General features: G+C 68.1%; 11 protein-coding genes and 3 rRNA genes. All 14 read left to right on the forward strand.

Annotated elements, in window-relative coordinates:
• Positions 1–25 precede the first annotated feature (25 nt).
• Positions 26–1,456 carry an argininosuccinate lyase gene (argH, locus tag ADJ73_RS10885; protein ID WP_050348282.1) on the forward strand — a complete coding sequence of 477 codons (1,431 nt, stop codon included), beginning with the start codon at positions 26–28 and terminating at the stop codon, positions 1,454–1,456.
• Entirely contained in the window at positions 1,456–2,196 is a 741-nt protein-coding gene (locus ADJ73_RS10890; RefSeq protein ID WP_082176931.1) for a DNA-3-methyladenine glycosylase, read from the forward strand. Before argH ends, ADJ73_RS10890 begins: the two co-directional genes overlap by 1 nt.
• Before the next feature lie 44 nt (positions 2,197–2,240).
• Positions 2,241–2,825, forward strand: coding sequence for a GNAT family N-acetyltransferase (locus ADJ73_RS10895; protein WP_082176932.1), 585 nt, complete (start codon positions 2,241–2,243; stop codon positions 2,823–2,825).
• 47 nt (positions 2,826–2,872) lie between these two features.
• Positions 2,873–4,138 (forward strand): tyrosine--tRNA ligase, encoded by a 1,266-nt coding sequence (gene tyrS / locus ADJ73_RS10900; RefSeq protein ID WP_050348284.1) that lies wholly within the window; start codon positions 2,873–2,875, stop codon positions 4,136–4,138.
• Positions 4,139–4,645: 507 nt separating this feature from the next.
• Positions 4,646–6,166 (forward strand): 16S ribosomal RNA (locus tag ADJ73_RS10905).
• Between the two features lie 334 nt (positions 6,167–6,500).
• Positions 6,501–9,605: ribosomal RNA gene (locus tag ADJ73_RS10910) — 23S ribosomal RNA — on the forward strand.
• A 70-nt stretch (positions 9,606–9,675) separates the two neighbouring features.
• Positions 9,676–9,792, forward strand: a 5S ribosomal RNA gene (gene rrf / locus ADJ73_RS10915).
• The 16S, 23S and 5S rRNA genes sit together here, the layout of an rRNA operon.
• Before the next feature lie 313 nt (positions 9,793–10,105).
• Positions 10,106–10,519 carry a hypothetical protein gene (locus tag ADJ73_RS10920; RefSeq protein ID WP_156188209.1) on the forward strand — a complete coding sequence of 138 codons (414 nt, stop codon included), beginning with the start codon at positions 10,106–10,108 and terminating at the stop codon, positions 10,517–10,519.
• Positions 10,516–11,304 (forward strand): hypothetical protein, encoded by a 789-nt coding sequence (locus ADJ73_RS10925; protein WP_216593629.1) that lies wholly within the window; start codon positions 10,516–10,518, stop codon positions 11,302–11,304. Before ADJ73_RS10920 ends, ADJ73_RS10925 begins: the two co-directional genes overlap by 4 nt.
• Entirely contained in the window at positions 11,297–12,355 is a 1,059-nt protein-coding gene (locus tag ADJ73_RS10930) for an HAD-IIA family hydrolase (protein WP_050348286.1), read from the forward strand. Before ADJ73_RS10925 ends, ADJ73_RS10930 begins: the two co-directional genes overlap by 8 nt.
• Positions 12,356–12,452: 97 nt before the next feature.
• On the forward strand, positions 12,453–12,650 hold the full coding sequence (locus tag ADJ73_RS10935; protein ID WP_050348287.1) for a hypothetical protein: 198 nt from the start codon (positions 12,453–12,455) through the stop codon (positions 12,648–12,650).
• A gap of 19 nt (positions 12,651–12,669) precedes the next feature.
• Positions 12,670–13,479 carry a TlyA family RNA methyltransferase gene (locus ADJ73_RS10940; RefSeq protein WP_050348288.1) on the forward strand — a complete coding sequence of 270 codons (810 nt, stop codon included), beginning with the start codon at positions 12,670–12,672 and terminating at the stop codon, positions 13,477–13,479.
• The gene (locus tag ADJ73_RS10945; protein WP_050348289.1) at positions 13,476–14,378 is read left to right on the forward strand and encodes an NAD kinase; all 903 of its coding nucleotides are present in this window, start codon (positions 13,476–13,478) and stop codon (positions 14,376–14,378) included. The genes ADJ73_RS10940 and ADJ73_RS10945 overlap by 4 nt, the downstream gene beginning before the upstream one ends.
• Positions 14,379–14,393: 15 nt before the next feature.
• On the forward strand, positions 14,394–16,124 hold the full coding sequence (gene recN / locus ADJ73_RS10950; protein WP_253272551.1) for a DNA repair protein RecN: 1,731 nt from the start codon (positions 14,394–14,396) through the stop codon (positions 16,122–16,124).
• Positions 16,125–16,166: the final 42 nt, after the last annotated feature.

A 16,166-nucleotide genomic window follows, 5' to 3' on the forward strand; every position in this document is an offset into this window, starting at 1 on the left:
CCCCACGACCCGAAGGACACCTTCCATGAGCTCCGAGCGCACCAGCCTCTGGGGCGGTCGCTTCGCGGGTGGACCCGCGGACGCGCTGGCCGCCCTGTCCCGCTCCACCCACTTCGACTGGCGGCTCGCGCCCTACGACATCGCGGGGTCGCGGGCCCACGCGCGGGTGCTGCACCGCGCCGGGCTGCTCGACGACGAGACCCTGGCCGCGATGCTCGACGCGCTGCGCGCGCTGCGCGAGGACGTCGAGTCGGGCCGGTTCGCCCCGGCCGAGGACGACGAGGACGTCCACACCGCCCTGGAGCGCGGCCTGATCGAGCGGGCCGGCCCCGACGTGGGCGGCCGGCTCCGCGCGGGCCGGTCGCGCAACGACCAGGTGGCGACGCTCTTCCGGATGTACCTGCGCGACCACGCCCGCCGCGTGAGCGGCCTCGTGCTCGACGTCGTGGACGCCCTGCTCGCCCAGGCGGAGGCGCACGCCGGCACGGCGATGCCGGGGCGCACCCACCTGCAGCACGCCCAGCCCGTCCTGCTGGCCCACCACCTGCTGGCCCACGCCTGGGCGCTGCTGCGCGACGTGCAGCGGTTCGTCGACTGGGACGTCCGGGCCGCGGTCTCGCCCTACGGGTCCGGCGCGCTGGCCGGCTCGTCCCTCGGCCTCGACCCCGAGGCGGTCGCCGCCGACCTGGGCTTCGCGGCGAGCGTGGACAACTCCATCGACGGCACCGCGTCCCGCGACGTCATGGCCGAGTTCGCCTTCGTGTCCGCCATGGTCGCGGTCGACGTGTCCCGGCTCGCGGAGGAGGTCGTGCTCTGGGCGACCAAGGAGTTCAGCTTCGTCACCCTCGACGACGCCTACTCCACCGGGTCGAGCATCATGCCGCAGAAGAAGAACCCCGACGTCGCCGAGCTGGCCCGCGGCAAGGCGGGTCGGCTGGTCGGGGACCTCGCGGGCCTGCTCACCACGCTCAAGGCGCTCCCGCTGGCCTACAACCGCGACCTGCAGGAGGACAAGGAGCCGGTCTTCGACGCGATCGACACGCTCGAGCTGCTGCTGCCGGCCTTCAGCGGCATGGTGGCGACCCTCGTCTTCCACGACGACCGCCTGGAGTCCCTTGCGCCCCAAGGCTTCTCGCTCGCGACCGACGTGGCCGAGTGGCTGGTGCGCGAGGGGGTGCCCTTCCGGGTCGCTCACGAGGTCGCCGGCGCCTGCGTGCGGGTCTGCGAGGAGCGGGGCATCGAGCTGTGGGACCTGTCCGACGAGGACCTCGCCGGGATCTCCGAGCACCTGCGGCCGGGGGTGCGCTCCGTGCTGTCGGTGCCCGGGTCGCTGGCGTCCCGCGACGCCAAGGGCGGCACGGCTCCGGCCCGCGTCGCCGAGCAACGCGACCGGGTCCGTGCCGTCGCCGCCGAGCTGCGCGACTTCGCCGGGGCCACCCCGGTCGTGCGCGACTGATGCTGACGCGCGACTTCTTCGCGCGCCCCGTGCTCGAGGTGGCGCCCGACCTGCTCGGGTGCGTCCTGCGCCACGGCCCGGTCTCGTTGCGGCTCACCGAGGTCGAGGCGTATGCCGGTCAGGTGGACCCCGGCTCGCACGCGTTCCGTGGCCCCACCCCGAGGACCCGGGTGATGTTCGGCGAGGCGGGGCACCTGTACGTCTACCTGTCCTACGGCATGCACCACGCCGTCAACGTCGTCACCGGGCCGACGGGCGAGGCTTCGGCCGTGCTGCTGCGTGCGGCGCAGGTCGTGGCGGGAGCCCCCGAGGTGGCCGAGCGGCGGCCCGGCATACGGCCGCGGGACTGGGCCCGAGGACCGGGGCGACTGACCCGGGCCCTCGGTCTGGACCTGGCGCACCACGGGCTGGACCTGCTGGACCCGGACGGGCAGGTGCACCTGGACCCGGCGGTGGATCCTCCGGCCCCCGGCTCCGTGCTCACCGGCCCCAGGGTGGGGGTCTCGGGGCCCGGCGGGGACGGGGAACGCTTCCCCTGGCGGTTCTGGATCGCGGGGGAGCAGACGGTGTCGGCCTACCGCCCGGGGACGCCCCGCCGGCGGCGGCCCGCACCACCCGGCGCTGCCACCTCCGGACCCACCTCCGGACCGACCTCCCCGCCCACCTCCCCGCCCACCTCCCGACCAGGCACCGTCCAGAGGTCGGACCCCGGAGGCACGGGGGTTCTAGGCTGGGGGTGACAGGCACGACCACGACGGGGCGCACGCTCCGGTGAGGAGCAGCAGTGAGCAGCAGCAGGGCTCGTTCCTCGGTGGGTGACGCGGTCAGGACCGAGCGTCTGAGCCTGCGGCCGTTCGCCGAGAGCGACTTCAAGGCGGTCCGCAGCTACCTGTCCGACCCGCAGGTCATGCGCTACCTCGACGACCCCTACACCGACAAGCAGGTCAAGCGCTTCCTGACCCGCTGGGTGGGGGACGACCCGCCCGTGCTCGCCCTCGTCAAGCGCGGCAAGGACAAGGTCGTGGGGCACGTCGTGTTCCACCGCTACGAGCACCCGGACGTCTACGAGATCTCCTGGGTCCTGCACCCCAAGTACCACCGTCGCGGCTACGCCACCGAGATCGGGCGCGCGCTGCTGGACCACGCCTTCGGCAGGCTCGGGGCCCATCGGGTCTTCGCGACCACCGTGGAGGGCAACCAGGCGGCCTGCCGGCTGCTGCACCGGCTCGGGATGACCCGGGAGGCCGTGCTGCGCCAGTCGGTGCCGGTCGAGCAGGGATGGGCCGACGAGTACTACTTCGCCATGCTCGCCTCCGACCAGGCCGACGTGGACCCGGCTGCAGAGCTGCGAGCGAGTAGGGCAGGCTAGCTGCGGCGGCAGATCCCGCCGCCCCGGACGACAAGGAGACCCATCCCGTGAGCACCATCCTCGACGAGCTGCAGTGGCGCGGTCTGGTGGCGCAGACCACCGACGAGCAGGCCCTGCGACAGGCCCTCGAGGACGGACCGGTCACGGTCTACTGCGGCTTCGACCCGACGGCGCCCTCGCTGCACTTCGGCAACCTCGTGCAGCTGATCACGCTGCGGCACCTGCAGCGAGCCGGGCACCGCGTCATCGGGCTCGTCGGCGGCTCGACCGGGCTGGTGGGTGACCCGCGGCCGTCGAGCGAGCGGACGCTCAAGACCAAGGAGCAGACCGCGGCCGACGTCGAGCGCATCAGGGCGCAGGTCGTGACGATCCTCGGCGAGGACACGGCCAACCCGGCCACCTTCGTCAACAACCTGGACTGGACCGAGCCGATCTCGGCCCTCGACTTCCTGCGCGACTACGGCAAGCACTTCCGGGTCAACCAGATGATCAAGAAGGACGCCGTAGCCGCGCGGCTCAACTCCGACCAGGGCATCTCCTACACGGAGTTCAGCTACCAGATCCTGCAGGCCCTCGACTACCTCGAGCTCTACCGCCGCTACGGCTGCACGCTGCAGACCGGTGGGCAGGACCAGTGGGGCAACCTCACCGCGGGGGTCGACCTGATCGGACGGGTCGAGGGGGCGTCGGTGCACGTGCTGACGACACCGCTGCTGACGGACTCCTCGGGCGAGAAGTTCGGGAAGTCCGCCGGCAACGCCGTCTGGCTCGACCCGACGATGACCTCGCCGTACGCCTTCTACCAGTACTGGATCAACGTCGAGGACGCGTCGGTCGTCACGCTCCTCAAGGTCTTCACCGACCGCACGCGCGAGGAGATCGCCGACCTGGAGCGCCAGGTGGCCGAGGAGCCCTTCCGTCGTATGGCGCAGAAGGTGCTCGCCGCCGACGTGACGACGCTCGTGCACGGTGCGGAGGCGACGGCGGCCGTCCAGGCGGCCTCCGAGGCGCTGTTCGGCAAGGGGGACCTCACGTCCCTGGACGAGCGGACGCTGCTGGACGCCACGGCCGAGCTGCCCGGCGGCCCGGTGCACCTCGGGGACAGCGTGGTCGACGCCCTGGTGGCGGCGGGGCTGGTGGCCTCGCGCAACGAGGCTCGCCGCGCGGTCAAGGACGGCGGGGTGTCGGTCAACAACGTCAAGGTGACCGACGGGGAGGCGACGCTGGGTGAGGAGGACTTCCTGCACGGCCGGGTGGTCCTGCTCAAGCGGGGTCGCAAGTCGATGGCCGCCGGGCGACGGGCGCGGGACTGAGGCGCCGGCACCCGGTGAGGTGCGGGCGGTGGACGGGCGCACCGCCTCTGACCAGCAGATTTGTCCTTGGCGGACACCGTCCCGTAATGTTCTCTTCGTCGCCCGGACAGGGAGGAACGGACACCACTGCTAGCAGGGAAACCTCGCAGCGAAGTAGGCCGGTCCCGCGGACGACGAACCTCTACCGAGAAGGTACTTCGGTATGTCCTGATGAGCGGAAACGCTCGATTGGGAAGCGGGAGAAACACCTGCTACAGTAGAGGAACCGAACAAGCCAAGCGCGCTCCGCAGATCCGATCGGGTCTGGTCCGAGAAGCCCAAGAGTGTTCGGAAATCACCAGCCATGGCGCTAGATCCCCTCATCGGGATGGATCGTTGTGTGCGTCCGATGTTTGAGAACTCAACAGCGTGCCGAAATTTGATGCCAAGTTTTTACCTCGTTTGAGGTTCCTTTGGTAGACGGACAGCAATGTCAGATTGTTGTTCTGTTTGCTGGGGTTTGAATTTTCTACGGAGAGTTTGATCCTGGCTCAGGACGAACGCTGGCGGCGTGCTTAACACATGCAAGTCGAACGATGAAGCCCAGCTTGCTGGGTGGATTAGTGGCGAACGGGTGAGTAACACGTGAGTAACCTGCCCTTCACTCTGGGATAACTCCGGGAAACCGGGGCTAATACTGGATATGACCCTCCCTCGCATGGGGTGGGGGTGGAAAGCTTTTGTGGTGGAGGATGGACTCGCGGCCTATCAGCTTGTTGGTGAGGTAGTGGCTCACCAAGGCGACGACGGGTAGCCGGCCTGAGAGGGCGACCGGCCACACTGGGACTGAGACACGGCCCAGACTCCTACGGGAGGCAGCAGTGGGGAATATTGCACAATGGGCGGAAGCCTGATGCAGCGACGCCGCGTGAGGGATGAAGGCCTTCGGGTTGTAAACCTCTTTCAGCTCTGAAGAAGCGAGAGTGACGGTAGGAGCAGAAGAAGCACCGGCTAACTACGTGCCAGCAGCCGCGGTAATACGTAGGGTGCGAGCGTTGTCCGGAATTATTGGGCGTAAAGAGCTTGTAGGTGGTTTGTCGCGTCTGCGGTGAAAACCCAACGCTTAACGTTGGGCTTGCCGTGGGTACGGGCAGACTAGAGTGTGGTAGGGGAGACTGGAATTCCTGGTGTAGCGGTGAAATGCGCAGATATCAGGAGGAACACCGATGGCGAAGGCAGGTCTCTGGGCCATAACTGACACTGAGAAGCGAAAGCATGGGGAGCGAACAGGATTAGATACCCTGGTAGTCCATGCCGTAAACGTTGGGCGCTAGGTGTGGGGCTCATTCCACGAGTTCCGTGCCGCAGCTAACGCATTAAGCGCCCCGCCTGGGGAGTACGGCCGCAAGGCTAAAACTCAAAGGAATTGACGGGGGCCCGCACAAGCGGCGGAGCATGCGGATTAATTCGATGCAACGCGAAGAACCTTACCAAGGCTTGACATACACCGGAAAAGTGCAGAGATGTGCTCCCCGTAAGGTCGGTGTACAGGTGGTGCATGGTTGTCGTCAGCTCGTGTCGTGAGATGTTGGGTTAAGTCCCGCAACGAGCGCAACCCTCGTTCTATGTTGCCAGCGCGTGATGGCGGGGACTCATAGGAGACTGCCGGGGTCAACTCGGAGGAAGGTGGGGATGACGTCAAATCATCATGCCCCTTATGTCTTGGGCTTCACGCATGCTACAATGGCCGGTACAAAGGGCTGCGATACCGCGAGGTGGAGCGAATCCCAAAAAACCGGTCTCAGTTCGGATTGGGGTCTGCAACTCGACCCCATGAAGTCGGAGTCGCTAGTAATCGCAGATCAGCAACGCTGCGGTGAATACGTTCCCGGGCCTTGTACACACCGCCCGTCAAGTCACGAAAGTCGGTAACACCCGAAGCCGGTGGCCTAACCCTTGTGGGGGGAGCCGTCGAAGGTGGGACTGGCGATTGGGACTAAGTCGTAACAAGGTAGCCGTACCGGAAGGTGCGGCTGGATCACCTCCTTTCTAAGGAGCATTTGCCTCTTCATCACCGAGTGTGTGGTGGGGGTGCTCATGGGTGGAACATCGAATGGTTGGCTGCTGGTTCTGCTGGTTGTGAGTACGGCTCGCCCTTGTTGGGGGTGGGTGTGGAAAGCGTCTGGTGGGGGTGGTGGTCGTGGCGCGCTGTTGGGTCCTGAGACATCGGTTTCCCTGTTCTGGTGGCTCCTCGTTGTGGGGGTTGCTGGGTGGGGGTCTGGGGTCTTTGCCTGGACTGCTGATAGCTCGAGCGTGTGCTTGGGTGTGTAGGTGGTTGGGGTTTGTGTTTTGAGAACTACACAGTGGACGCGAGCATCTTTGTGGCCAAGTTTTTAAGGGCGCACGGTGGATGCCTTGGCACCAGGAACCGATGAAGGACGTAGGAATCTGCGATAAGCCTCGGGGAGTCGATAACCAGACTGTGATCCGAGGGTTTCCGAATGGGGGAACCCGGCTGGAGTTTGTGTCCAGTCACCTGCACCTGAATATATAGGGTGTGTGGAGGGAACGTGGGGAAGTGAAACATCTCAGTACCCACAGGAAGAGAAAACAACAGTGATTCCGTCAGTAGTGGCGAGCGAACGCGGATGAGGCTAAACCGGTCGTGTGTGATACCTGTCAGGGGTTGCACGGTCGGGGTTGTGGGACTTGCCGGCCCGTACTGACATGCGGGCGCGCAGTAAGAAATCTCGTGGATAGGCGAACGGTCTTGAATGGCCGGGCAGAGAAGGTGGCACCCCTGTAGCTGAAATCTTCGAGACTGTGGGCGAGTATCCCAAGTAGCACGGGGCCCGAGAAATCCCGTGTGAATCTGGCAGGACCACCTGCTAAGCCTAAATATTCCCTGGTGACCGATAGCGGACAAGTACCGTGAGGGAAAGGTGAAAAGTACCCCGGGAGGGGAGTGAAATAGATCCTGAAACCGTGCGCTTACAATCCGTTGGAGCCTCTGTGTGGGGTGACAGCGTGCCTTTTGAAGAATGAGCCTGCGAGTTAGTGCTCAGTGGCGAGGTTAACCCGCGTGGGGTAGCCGTAGCGAAAGCGAGTCCGAACAGGGCGTTTGAGTCGCTGGGTCTAGACCCGAAGCGAAGTGATCTACCCATGGCCAGGTTGAAGCGCGGGTAAGACCGCGTGGAGGACCGAACCCACCTAGGTTGAAAACTGGGGGGATGAGCTGTGGGTAGGGGTGAAAGGCCAATCAAACTTCGTGATAGCTGGTTCTCCCCGAAATGCATTTAGGTGCAGCGTCACGTGTTTCTTGCCGGAGGTAGAGCTACTGGATGGCCGATGGGCCCCACCGGGTTACTGACGTCAGCCAAACTCCGAATGCCGGTAAGTGAGAGCGTGGCAGTGAGACTGCGGGGGATAAGCTCCGTAGTCGAGAGGGAAACAGCCCAGATCACCAGCTAAGGCCCCTAAGCGTGTGCTAAGTGGAAAAGGATGTGAAGTTGCCTTGACAACCAGGAGGTTGGCTTAGAAGCAGCCACCCTTTAAAGAGTGCGTAATAGCTCACTGGTCAAGTGATTTTGCGCCGACAATGTAGCGGGGCTCAAGCACACCGCCGAAGCTGTGGCATTGACATATTGCTAAGCCGTTTGTGGTTCAGGCGTGTCGATGGGTAGGGGAGCGTCGTGTGGCGAGTGAAGCGGCGGAGTGATCCAGTCGTGGACGCTACGCGAGTGAGAATGCAGGCATGAGTAGCGAATGACGGGTGAGAAACCCGTCCGCCGAATAACCAAGGGTTCCAGGGTCAAGCTAATCTGCCCTGGGTAAGTCGGGACCTAAGGCGAGGCCGACAGGCGTAGTCGATGGACATCCGGTTGATATTCCGGAACCGGCGCAGTACCGCCCCTAGCGAGGCTGGTGATACTAAACCTGGTGAAGCTTCTCTAACCGCCTTCGGGTGGGTGAGGAGTGGATGAGGTGACCTGAGCCAGTAGTAGTTAAGCGATGGAGTGACGCAGGAAGGTAGCCGCCGCGTGGCGATGGTTGTCCACGTCTAAGGATGTAGCCCGGTGTGTAGGTAAATCCGCATGCCATTCGGGTGAGATCTGATAGTGACCGCGTATGCGGGAAGAGGGTGATCCTATGCTGCCGAGAAAAGCTTCTAGCGAGGGACTGAGCCGCCCGTACCCCAAACCGACTCAGGTGGTTAGGTAGAGAATACCAAGGCGATCGAGTGAATCGTGGTTAAGGAATTCGGCAAAATGCCCCCGTAACTTCGGGAGAAGGGGGGCCATGATCGTGACGCACCTTGCGTGTTGAGCGTGAGTGGCCGCAGAGACCAGGGGGAAGCGACTGTTTACTAAAAACACAGGTCCGTGCGAAGAAGTAATTCGATGTATACGGACTGACGCCTGCCCGGTGCTGGAACGTTAAGGGGACCGGTTAGCCTCACGGCGAAGCTGAGAACTTAAGCGCCAGTAAACGGCGGTGGTAACTATAACCATCCTAAGGTAGCGAAATTCCTTGTCGGGTAAGTTCCGACCTGCACGAATGGCGTAACGACTTCCCTACTGTCTCAACCGCGAGCTCGGCGAAATTGCACTACGAGTAAAGATGCTCGTTACGCGCAGCAGGACGGAAAGACCCCGGGACCTTTACTATAGCTTGGTATTGGTGTTCGGTACGGCTTGTGTAGGATAGGTGGGAGACTGTGAAGCATGCACGCCAGTGTGTGTGGAGTCATCGTTGAAATACCACTCTGGTCGTTCTGGATGTCTAACCTCGGTCCGTGATCCGGATCAGGGACAGTGCCTGGTGGGTAGTTTAACTGGGGCGGTTGCCTCCTAAAGGGTAACGGAGGCGCCCAAAGGTTCCCTCAGCCTGGTTGGTAATCAGGTTTCGAGTGTAAGTGCACAAGGGAGCTTGACTGTGAGACAGACATGTCGAGCAGGGACGAAAGTCGGGACTAGTGACCCGGCGGTGGCTTGTGGAAGCGCCGTCGCTCAACGGATAAAAGGTACCCCGGGGATAACAGGCTGATCTTGCCCAAGAGTTCATATCGACGGCATGGTTTGGCACCTCGATGTCGGCTCGTCGCATCCTGGGGCTGGAGTAGGTCCCAAGGGTTGGGCTGTTCGCCCATTAAAGCGGTACGCGAGCTGGGTTTAGAACGTCGTGAGACAGTTCGGTCCCTATCCGCTGTGCGCGTAGGAAACTTGAGAAGGGCTGTCCCTAGTACGAGAGGACCGGGATGGACGAACCTCTGGTGTGTCAGTTGTTCTGCCAAGGGCACCGCTGATTAGCTACGTTCGGGAGTGATAACCGCTGAAAGCATCTAAGCGGGAAGCACGCTTCAAGATGAGGTTTCCATGCCCCTTGTGGGTGAGAGGCTCCCAGCTAGACTACTGGGTTGATAGGCCGGATGTGGAAGCACAGCAATGTGTGGAGCTGACCGGTACTAATAAGCCGATGACTTGACCCGAAGATTGCTCGCGTCCACTGTGTAGCTCCCGACACACAAACCCTGTGGTGGGTGGTGAAGTCGATAGAGTTACGGCGGTCATAGCGTCAGGGAAACGCCCGGTCCCATTCCGAACCCGGAAGCTAAGCCTGACAGCGCCGATGGTACTGCACTGGTGACGGTGTGGGAGAGTAGGACGCCGCCGGACAACATTTCACGTGTAGCCCCTGACCCCTCGGTCAGGGGCTACACGCATTTCTGGCCCCGCCCGATCCGCTGCATGCGGCATACTGGACGGCCGGAGCCACGTCAACCTGCATAGAGACCCGCCGGCGCATCGCGTCGACGACGTGAGGAGACCTTCGTGAACGATGAGGCGCCCCAGGGCGATTCCGGTCGACCCCGTCGAGAGCGAGGTCCCGCTGGACCCGGCCGTGGTCGCAGGCCCTACGACGGTCCTTCCCGCAGCTCTGCTGGGCGGCGGCCCTACCGGCGCCCCGGCGAGCAGGACGAGCGGCCCCGTGGCGACGACCGGCGTCGTCGAGACGACGGGCCTCGCGGTTACCGGGATGATCGGTCTCGTCGTGAGGACGGGTCTCGCGGTTACCGGGATGATCGGCCTCGTCGTGAGGACGGGTCTCGCGGTTACCGGGATGATCGGCCTCGTCGTGACGACGCGCCTCGTGGCTACCGGGACGACCGGCCTCGCCGGGACGAGGGCGCTCGATACGGGGATGACCGGCCGCGGCGGTTCGGCGATGACCGTCGGGGTCACGCACCGCGGGGCGGTAAGGGCCCCCGTGGGCCCCGCTTCGCCGATCGCGACCCGCGTCGCAGCGGCGACCCCATGGACCCGGACGCCCCCCGCCAGGGAGGTTCTCGGCTGGTCCCCCGCGAGGGACGCAAGCCTGAGCCGCCCATCGACGAGGACGTGACCGGTTTCGAGCTCGAGCGCTCCGTCAAGAACCAGCTGCGCACCCTCAGCAAGGAGAACGCCGAGGGCGTCGGCCAGCACCTGGTCATGGCGGCTCGGCTGCTCGACGTCGACGACGAGACAGCCCTGCTGCACGCCGAGACGGCGGTGCGGCGGGCCGGTCGGGTGGCCGCAGCCCGCGAGGCGCTCGGTCTCGTGCTCTACCGGCGGCAGGAGTGGGCCAAGGCCCTCAACGAGTTCCGCACGGTGCGACGCCTCTCCGGCTCCAACCACCTGCTGCCGTTCATGGTGGACTGCGAGCGGGGCCTCGGCCGTCCCGACAAGGCACTGGAGCTGGCGCAGAGCCCGGAGGCCGGCGCGCTGCCGCAGGAGGACCGCATCGAGCTGCTGATCGTGACGTCCGGGATCCGGCGGGACCTGGGGCAGCTGGACGCGGCCAAGGTCGAGCTCGAGGTGCCTGCGCTGCGGCAGGGCACGACCAAGCCGTGGTACCCGCGGCTGGCCTATGCCTACGCCGAGGCGCTGCTCGCGCTGGGTGACGAGGCCGGCGCGACGCAGTGGTTCCACCGGTCGGCGGACGCCGACCACGAGGGGGAGACCGACGCGGACGAGCGACTCGCCGAGCTGGAGGGCTACAGCTTCACCGACCTGCTCGACGGCGTCGAGGACGAGGACGGTGTGGAGGTCGAGCTCGGAGACGGCGCTGTGGCGCAGGCCGGTGTCGACGAGCCCCCGGCCCCCGAGGGTGGGCGGGCCGACGGCATACGAGGCCGTGAGCATGAGTGACGCGCTGCTGGCGGGATACCAGGGGCTGGTCGTGGACCTCGACGGGGTGGTCTACCGCGGCCCGGACGCCGTCGACCACGCGGCGGATGCGCTCAACGCGGCCGTCGACCAGGGCCTGCCGGTGATGTACGCCACCAACAACGCCGGCCGACCCGCTGCCACCGTCGCCGAGCACCTCACGGAGCTGGGCGTGCGGACGGACGCCGAGCACGTCGTGACCAGTGCCCAGGCGGGTGCTGCCCTGCTCGCGGACCAGCTCGAGCCCGGCACCACGGTGCTGGCGGTCGGCGGCCCGGGCGTCGCGATCGCGCTGCGCGAGGTCGGTCTCGACCCGGTCACCCCCGGGGAGCGCATCGAGGACCCCGAGGTGGCCGGTCGGGTGCGCGCGGTGCTGCAGGGATACGGCACCGAGCTGACCTGGTCGGACCTGAAGGAGGCGGCCTACGCGGTGTCGGCGGGAGCCACCTGGATGGCGACCAACGTGGATCTCACCATCCCCACCGAGCGCGGGATCGCCCCCGGCAACGGGTCCGCGGTGGCGGCGGTGCGCAACGTCATCGGCCGCGACCCGCAGGTCGCCGGGAAGCCCTACCCCCCGCTCTACGAGCGCTGCGCCGAGCGCGCCGAGCGCGACGTGGCGAGGATGCTCGCCGTCGGTGACCGCCTGGACACCGACATCGAGGGCGCGAACGCCTCGGGCATGGACAGCCTGCTGGTCCTCACCGGCGTCGACGGTCCGCTCGCCCTGGCGAGCGCGCCGGACCGCCGGCGCGCCACCTATGTCGCCCTGGACCTGCGGTCGCTGCACGAGCCGTATGCCGCCGCCCAGCTGCGCGACGGGGCCGAGGCGCCCGCGGCGTCCTGCGGCGACGCCGTGGCCACCGTCGACGGGCACGGGGACGACGCCACCCTGACCGTCTCCGGGGGAGACCCGATCGAGCAGGTCCGGGCGGCCGTCACCGCGGTGTGGGCGGCCCGGGACGCGGGGCGGGTCGGCATACCGCTCCCGGCCGGGGTGGCCGAGCCGCTGGAGGCCCTCGACCCCCGCTGAGGCGGCCGTGGTGTCGCGGGGTCTGTCGGTCGCCGCGGCTATCGTGGGGCCAGCCACCAGGATCAGCCCGCAGGGCCCGGCCACCAGGAGGAGCACCATGAGCGAGGCGACGCCCCGACCGTCGCCCGGGCCGTCGAGCCTCGGCACGAGCGACGGCCAGGACCCCGCCGTCGAGGAGGTGCTGCGAGCCCTGGACGAGGCTGCCGCGGGGGACGACCCGCAGCAGCAGATCGACGCGGCCCGTCGTGTCTACGAGGTGCTCCAGTCGCGTCTGTCCGGGGTCACCGGCTCGTGACCCGGCCCGGGTGGCGACGATGAGCACGGCACGGCTCGACAGCGAGCTCGTGCGCCGCGGCCTGGCACGCTCCCGCGGGCAGGCCCGCGAGCTCCTCGCCGCCGGTCGCGTGACCGTGGGCGGCCGCGTGGTCCCCAAGGCGTCGCACGCCGTCACCAGCGCGGACGCGGTGGCGGTGACGGGCGGGCCGGACCCGTGGGTGAGCCGGGCGGCGCACAAGCTGCGCGCGGCCCTGGCGGAGTTCGACGGGGTGCAGGTCGCCGGCAGACGGTGCATCGACGTCGGCGCGAGCACCGGCGGGTTCACGCAGGTGCTGCTGGACCGCGGCGCGGCCACGGTGTGCGCCCTCGACGTGGGCCACGGCCAGCTCGACGCGCAGCTCGCCGCCGACCCCCGGGTCGACGAGCGCAGCGGGTTGTCCGTGCGCGACACCGCGCCCGAGGACGTCGGCGGCCCCTTCGACCTGCTGGTCACCGACCTCAGCTTCATCTCCCTGACGCTCGTGGCGCGCCGGCTGGCGGACCTGGTCCGCGAGGGCGGGGACGCCGTGGCCCTGATCAAGCCGCAGTTCGAGGTGGGGCGGGCGCGGCTCGGCAAGGGCGGCGTGGTCCGCGACCCCCGGCACCGGCGCGCGGCCGTCGAGCAGGTCCTCGACGCCCTCGCGGTCGCCGGGCTGCACCCCCGCGGCCTCGCGGCCAGCCCCATCACCGGCACCGACGGCAACAACGAATACCTTGTGTGGTGCGTCCGCGACCTGGGCGCGCCACCCGACCTGACGCCGTGGCGGCAGACCGCCGCGCGCCTCACCGAGCAAGGAGCTCATCCGTGACCCGCACGATCCTGCTCGTCGTTCACCACCGCCGCGCCGAGGCGCGTCACCTCGCCCGCAGCCTGTGCGAGCACCTGCGCGCGGCCGGGATCGTGCCGCGGCTGTCGTCGGCCGACCGTGAGGTCCTCGGCGGCGAGCTCGGCGACCTGGTCGAGTGGAACGACGGCGACTGCGCGGAGGGCTGCGAGCTGGTCTGCGTCCTCGGCGGCGACGGCACGATCCTCCGGGGAGCAGAGCTGGCCCGGGGCTGCGGCATACCCGTCCTGGGGGTCAACCTCGGGCACGTGGGGTTCCTGGCCGAGGCCGAGCGGGAGCACTTCGAGGACGTCGTGGAGCGGATCGTGCTGCGCGACTATGCCGTGGAGGAGCGGCTGACGCTCGAGGTGGTGGTCCACCAGGGCGACGACGAGCTGACCCGCACCTGGGCCCTCAACGAGGCCACCGTGGAGAAGGCCTCCCGCCAGCGGATGCTCGAGCTCGCCGTCGGCATCGACGGCCGCCCGCTGTCCACGTGGGGCTGCGACGGCGTGGTCATGGCGACGCCGACCGGGTCGACGGCCTACGCGTTCTCCGCCGGGGGGCCCGTGGTGTGGCCGACCGTGGAGGCGCTGCTCGTGGTGCCGCTGTCCGCCCACGCGCTCTTCGCCCGCCCGCTGGTGCTCAGCCCCTCCTCCGAGGTGTCGGTCGAGCTGCTGCCGGACCAGGAGGGCACCGGGGTGCTGTGGTGCGACGGCCGCCGCACCATCGACCTGCCGCGCGGCGCCCGCGTCGAGGCCCGCCGCAGCGACGTGCCGGTCCGGTTGGCGCGACTGGTGACGGCGCCGTTCACCGACCGACTGGTCGCGAAGTTCGACCTGTCCATCGCCGGCTGGCGCGGCCGCGGTCGTCTGGAGCCGTGACCGATGCTGCGCGACATGACGATCCGCGGGCTCGGGGTCATCGACGAGGCGGTGCTGCAGCTGGCGCCCGGCCTCAACGTGGTGACGGGTGAGACCGGTGCGGGCAAGACGATGGTCGTGACCGGTCTGGGGCTGCTGCTCGGCGGCCGCTCCGACAGCGACCTGGTGCGCACCGGGGCCGAGCGGATCAGCGTCGAAGGTTTCGTGGAGCTGCCGCCGGATCACCCCGCGCTGGAGCGGGCCGGCGACGCCGGTGCCGACGTCGACGACGGCCTGATCCTGGCGCGCACCGTCGCGACCTCCGGGCGCTCCCGCGCCCACCTCGGCGGCCGATCGGTGCCCGTGAGCACGCTGGCCGAGGTGGGGGAGCAGCTCGTGGCCGTGCACGGCCAGGCCGACCAGTGGCGGCTGCGCTCCGGGGAGGAGCACCGGGTGGTGCTGGACGCCTACGACGCCCAGATCGCCCCGCTGCTGGCTGCCTTCCAGCAGACGTATGACGAGCACCACCGCCTCGCCGCCGAGCTGGACGGGCTGCGCTCCGCGGCCCGGGAGCGGGCCCGCGAGGCGGACGGCCTGCGCGTCGCGCTCGAGGAGATCGAGGCGGCCGACCCGCAGCCGGGCGAGGACGACGAGCTGCGCCTGGAAGACGACCGCCTCTCCCACGCCGACGCGCTCCGCGACGGTGCGGCGCGGGCCCACGCGGCGCTCGCCGGGGACGAGCAGGGCTGGGAGGGGCCGGCCACCGGGGCCGTCGCCGCGATGGCCGAGGCGGCCACCTCGCTCGAGCCGTGGGTCGCCCACGACCCCGCCCTCGCGGACCTGCACCGTCGGCTGAGCGAGCTGTCCTACCTCGCCGCGGACCTGACGACGGACCTGGCGGGATACCTCACGGACGTCGAGGTGGACCCGGCGCGGCTGGCCGCGGTGCAGGATCGCCGGGCCGACCTGGTGCGGCTGCAGCGCAAGTACGGCGACACCATCGACGAGGTCCTCGCCTGGGCCCAGCAGGCCAGCACGACCCTGCTCACGCTCGAGGGGGACGACGCCCGGATCGCCGAGATCGAGCACCGGCTCCAGGAGATCACCCCACGCCTCGGCCAGCAGGGGGCGCAGCTGCACGACGCGCGGACGGCAGCGGCGGCCCGGCTCGGGGAGGCGGTGACCCGCGAGCTCACCCGGCTGTCCATGCCCCGGGCCACGCTGGTCGTCCACGTCACCACGCACGCGCACGACCGCGGCCTCGAGCTGCCGACCGGTGAGCGGGTCCGCTACTCCCGCAACGGCATCGACGAGGTCGAGATCGCGCTGGCCGCCAACGCCGGGGCACCCCCGCGCAGCGTCACCAAGGCCGCCTCCGGGGGAGAGCTCTCACGCGTCATGCTGGCCCTCGAGGTCGTCGCCCGGGGCGGCTCGAGCGTGCCGACCTTCGTCTTCGACGAGGTGGACGCCGGCATCGGCGGCAAGGCCGGCGTGGAGGTCGGCGGCCGGCTCGCCGAGCTCGCCCGCAGCGCCCAGGTGATCGTCGTCACGCACCTCGCGCAGGTCGCGGCGTACGCCGACCGGCACCTGGTGGTCCGCAAGGCCGACGACGGACAGGTCGCGGCCAGCGGGGTCGTGGAGGTCAGCGGCGAGGAGCGGGTGCGCGAGCTCGCCCGGATGATGAGCGGCGACGACAGCGCCGCCGCGGTGGAGCACGCCCAGCAGCTGCTCGACACGGCCCGCCGCGGCCGGGCCCGCCGTCGTTGACGGCTCGGCCGCACCGGCCGTCGTCGACGCCCGGGCGGGCGC

Source organism: Arsenicicoccus sp. oral taxon 190 (assembly GCF_001189535.1).
Lineage (GTDB): Bacteria > Actinomycetota > Actinomycetes > Actinomycetales > Dermatophilaceae > Arsenicicoccus.

Coding starts and splice junctions, on each gene's coding strand:
- ADJ73_RS10935 (WP_050348287.1), top strand. CDS start 12,453: ATGAGCGAGGCGACGCCCCGACCGTCGCCCGGGCCGTCGAGCCTCGGC.
- ADJ73_RS10940 (WP_050348288.1), top strand. CDS start 12,670: ATGAGCACGGCACGGCTCGACAGCGAGCTCGTGCGCCGCGGCCTGGCA.
- ADJ73_RS10930 (WP_050348286.1), top strand. CDS start 11,297: ATGAGTGACGCGCTGCTGGCGGGATACCAGGGGCTGGTCGTGGACCTC.
- recN (WP_253272551.1), top strand. CDS start 14,394: ATGACGATCCGCGGGCTCGGGGTCATCGACGAGGCGGTGCTGCAGCTG.
- argH (WP_050348282.1), top strand. CDS start 26: ATGAGCTCCGAGCGCACCAGCCTCTGGGGCGGTCGCTTCGCGGGTGGA.
- ADJ73_RS10890 (WP_082176931.1), top strand. CDS start 1,456: ATGCTGACGCGCGACTTCTTCGCGCGCCCCGTGCTCGAGGTGGCGCCC.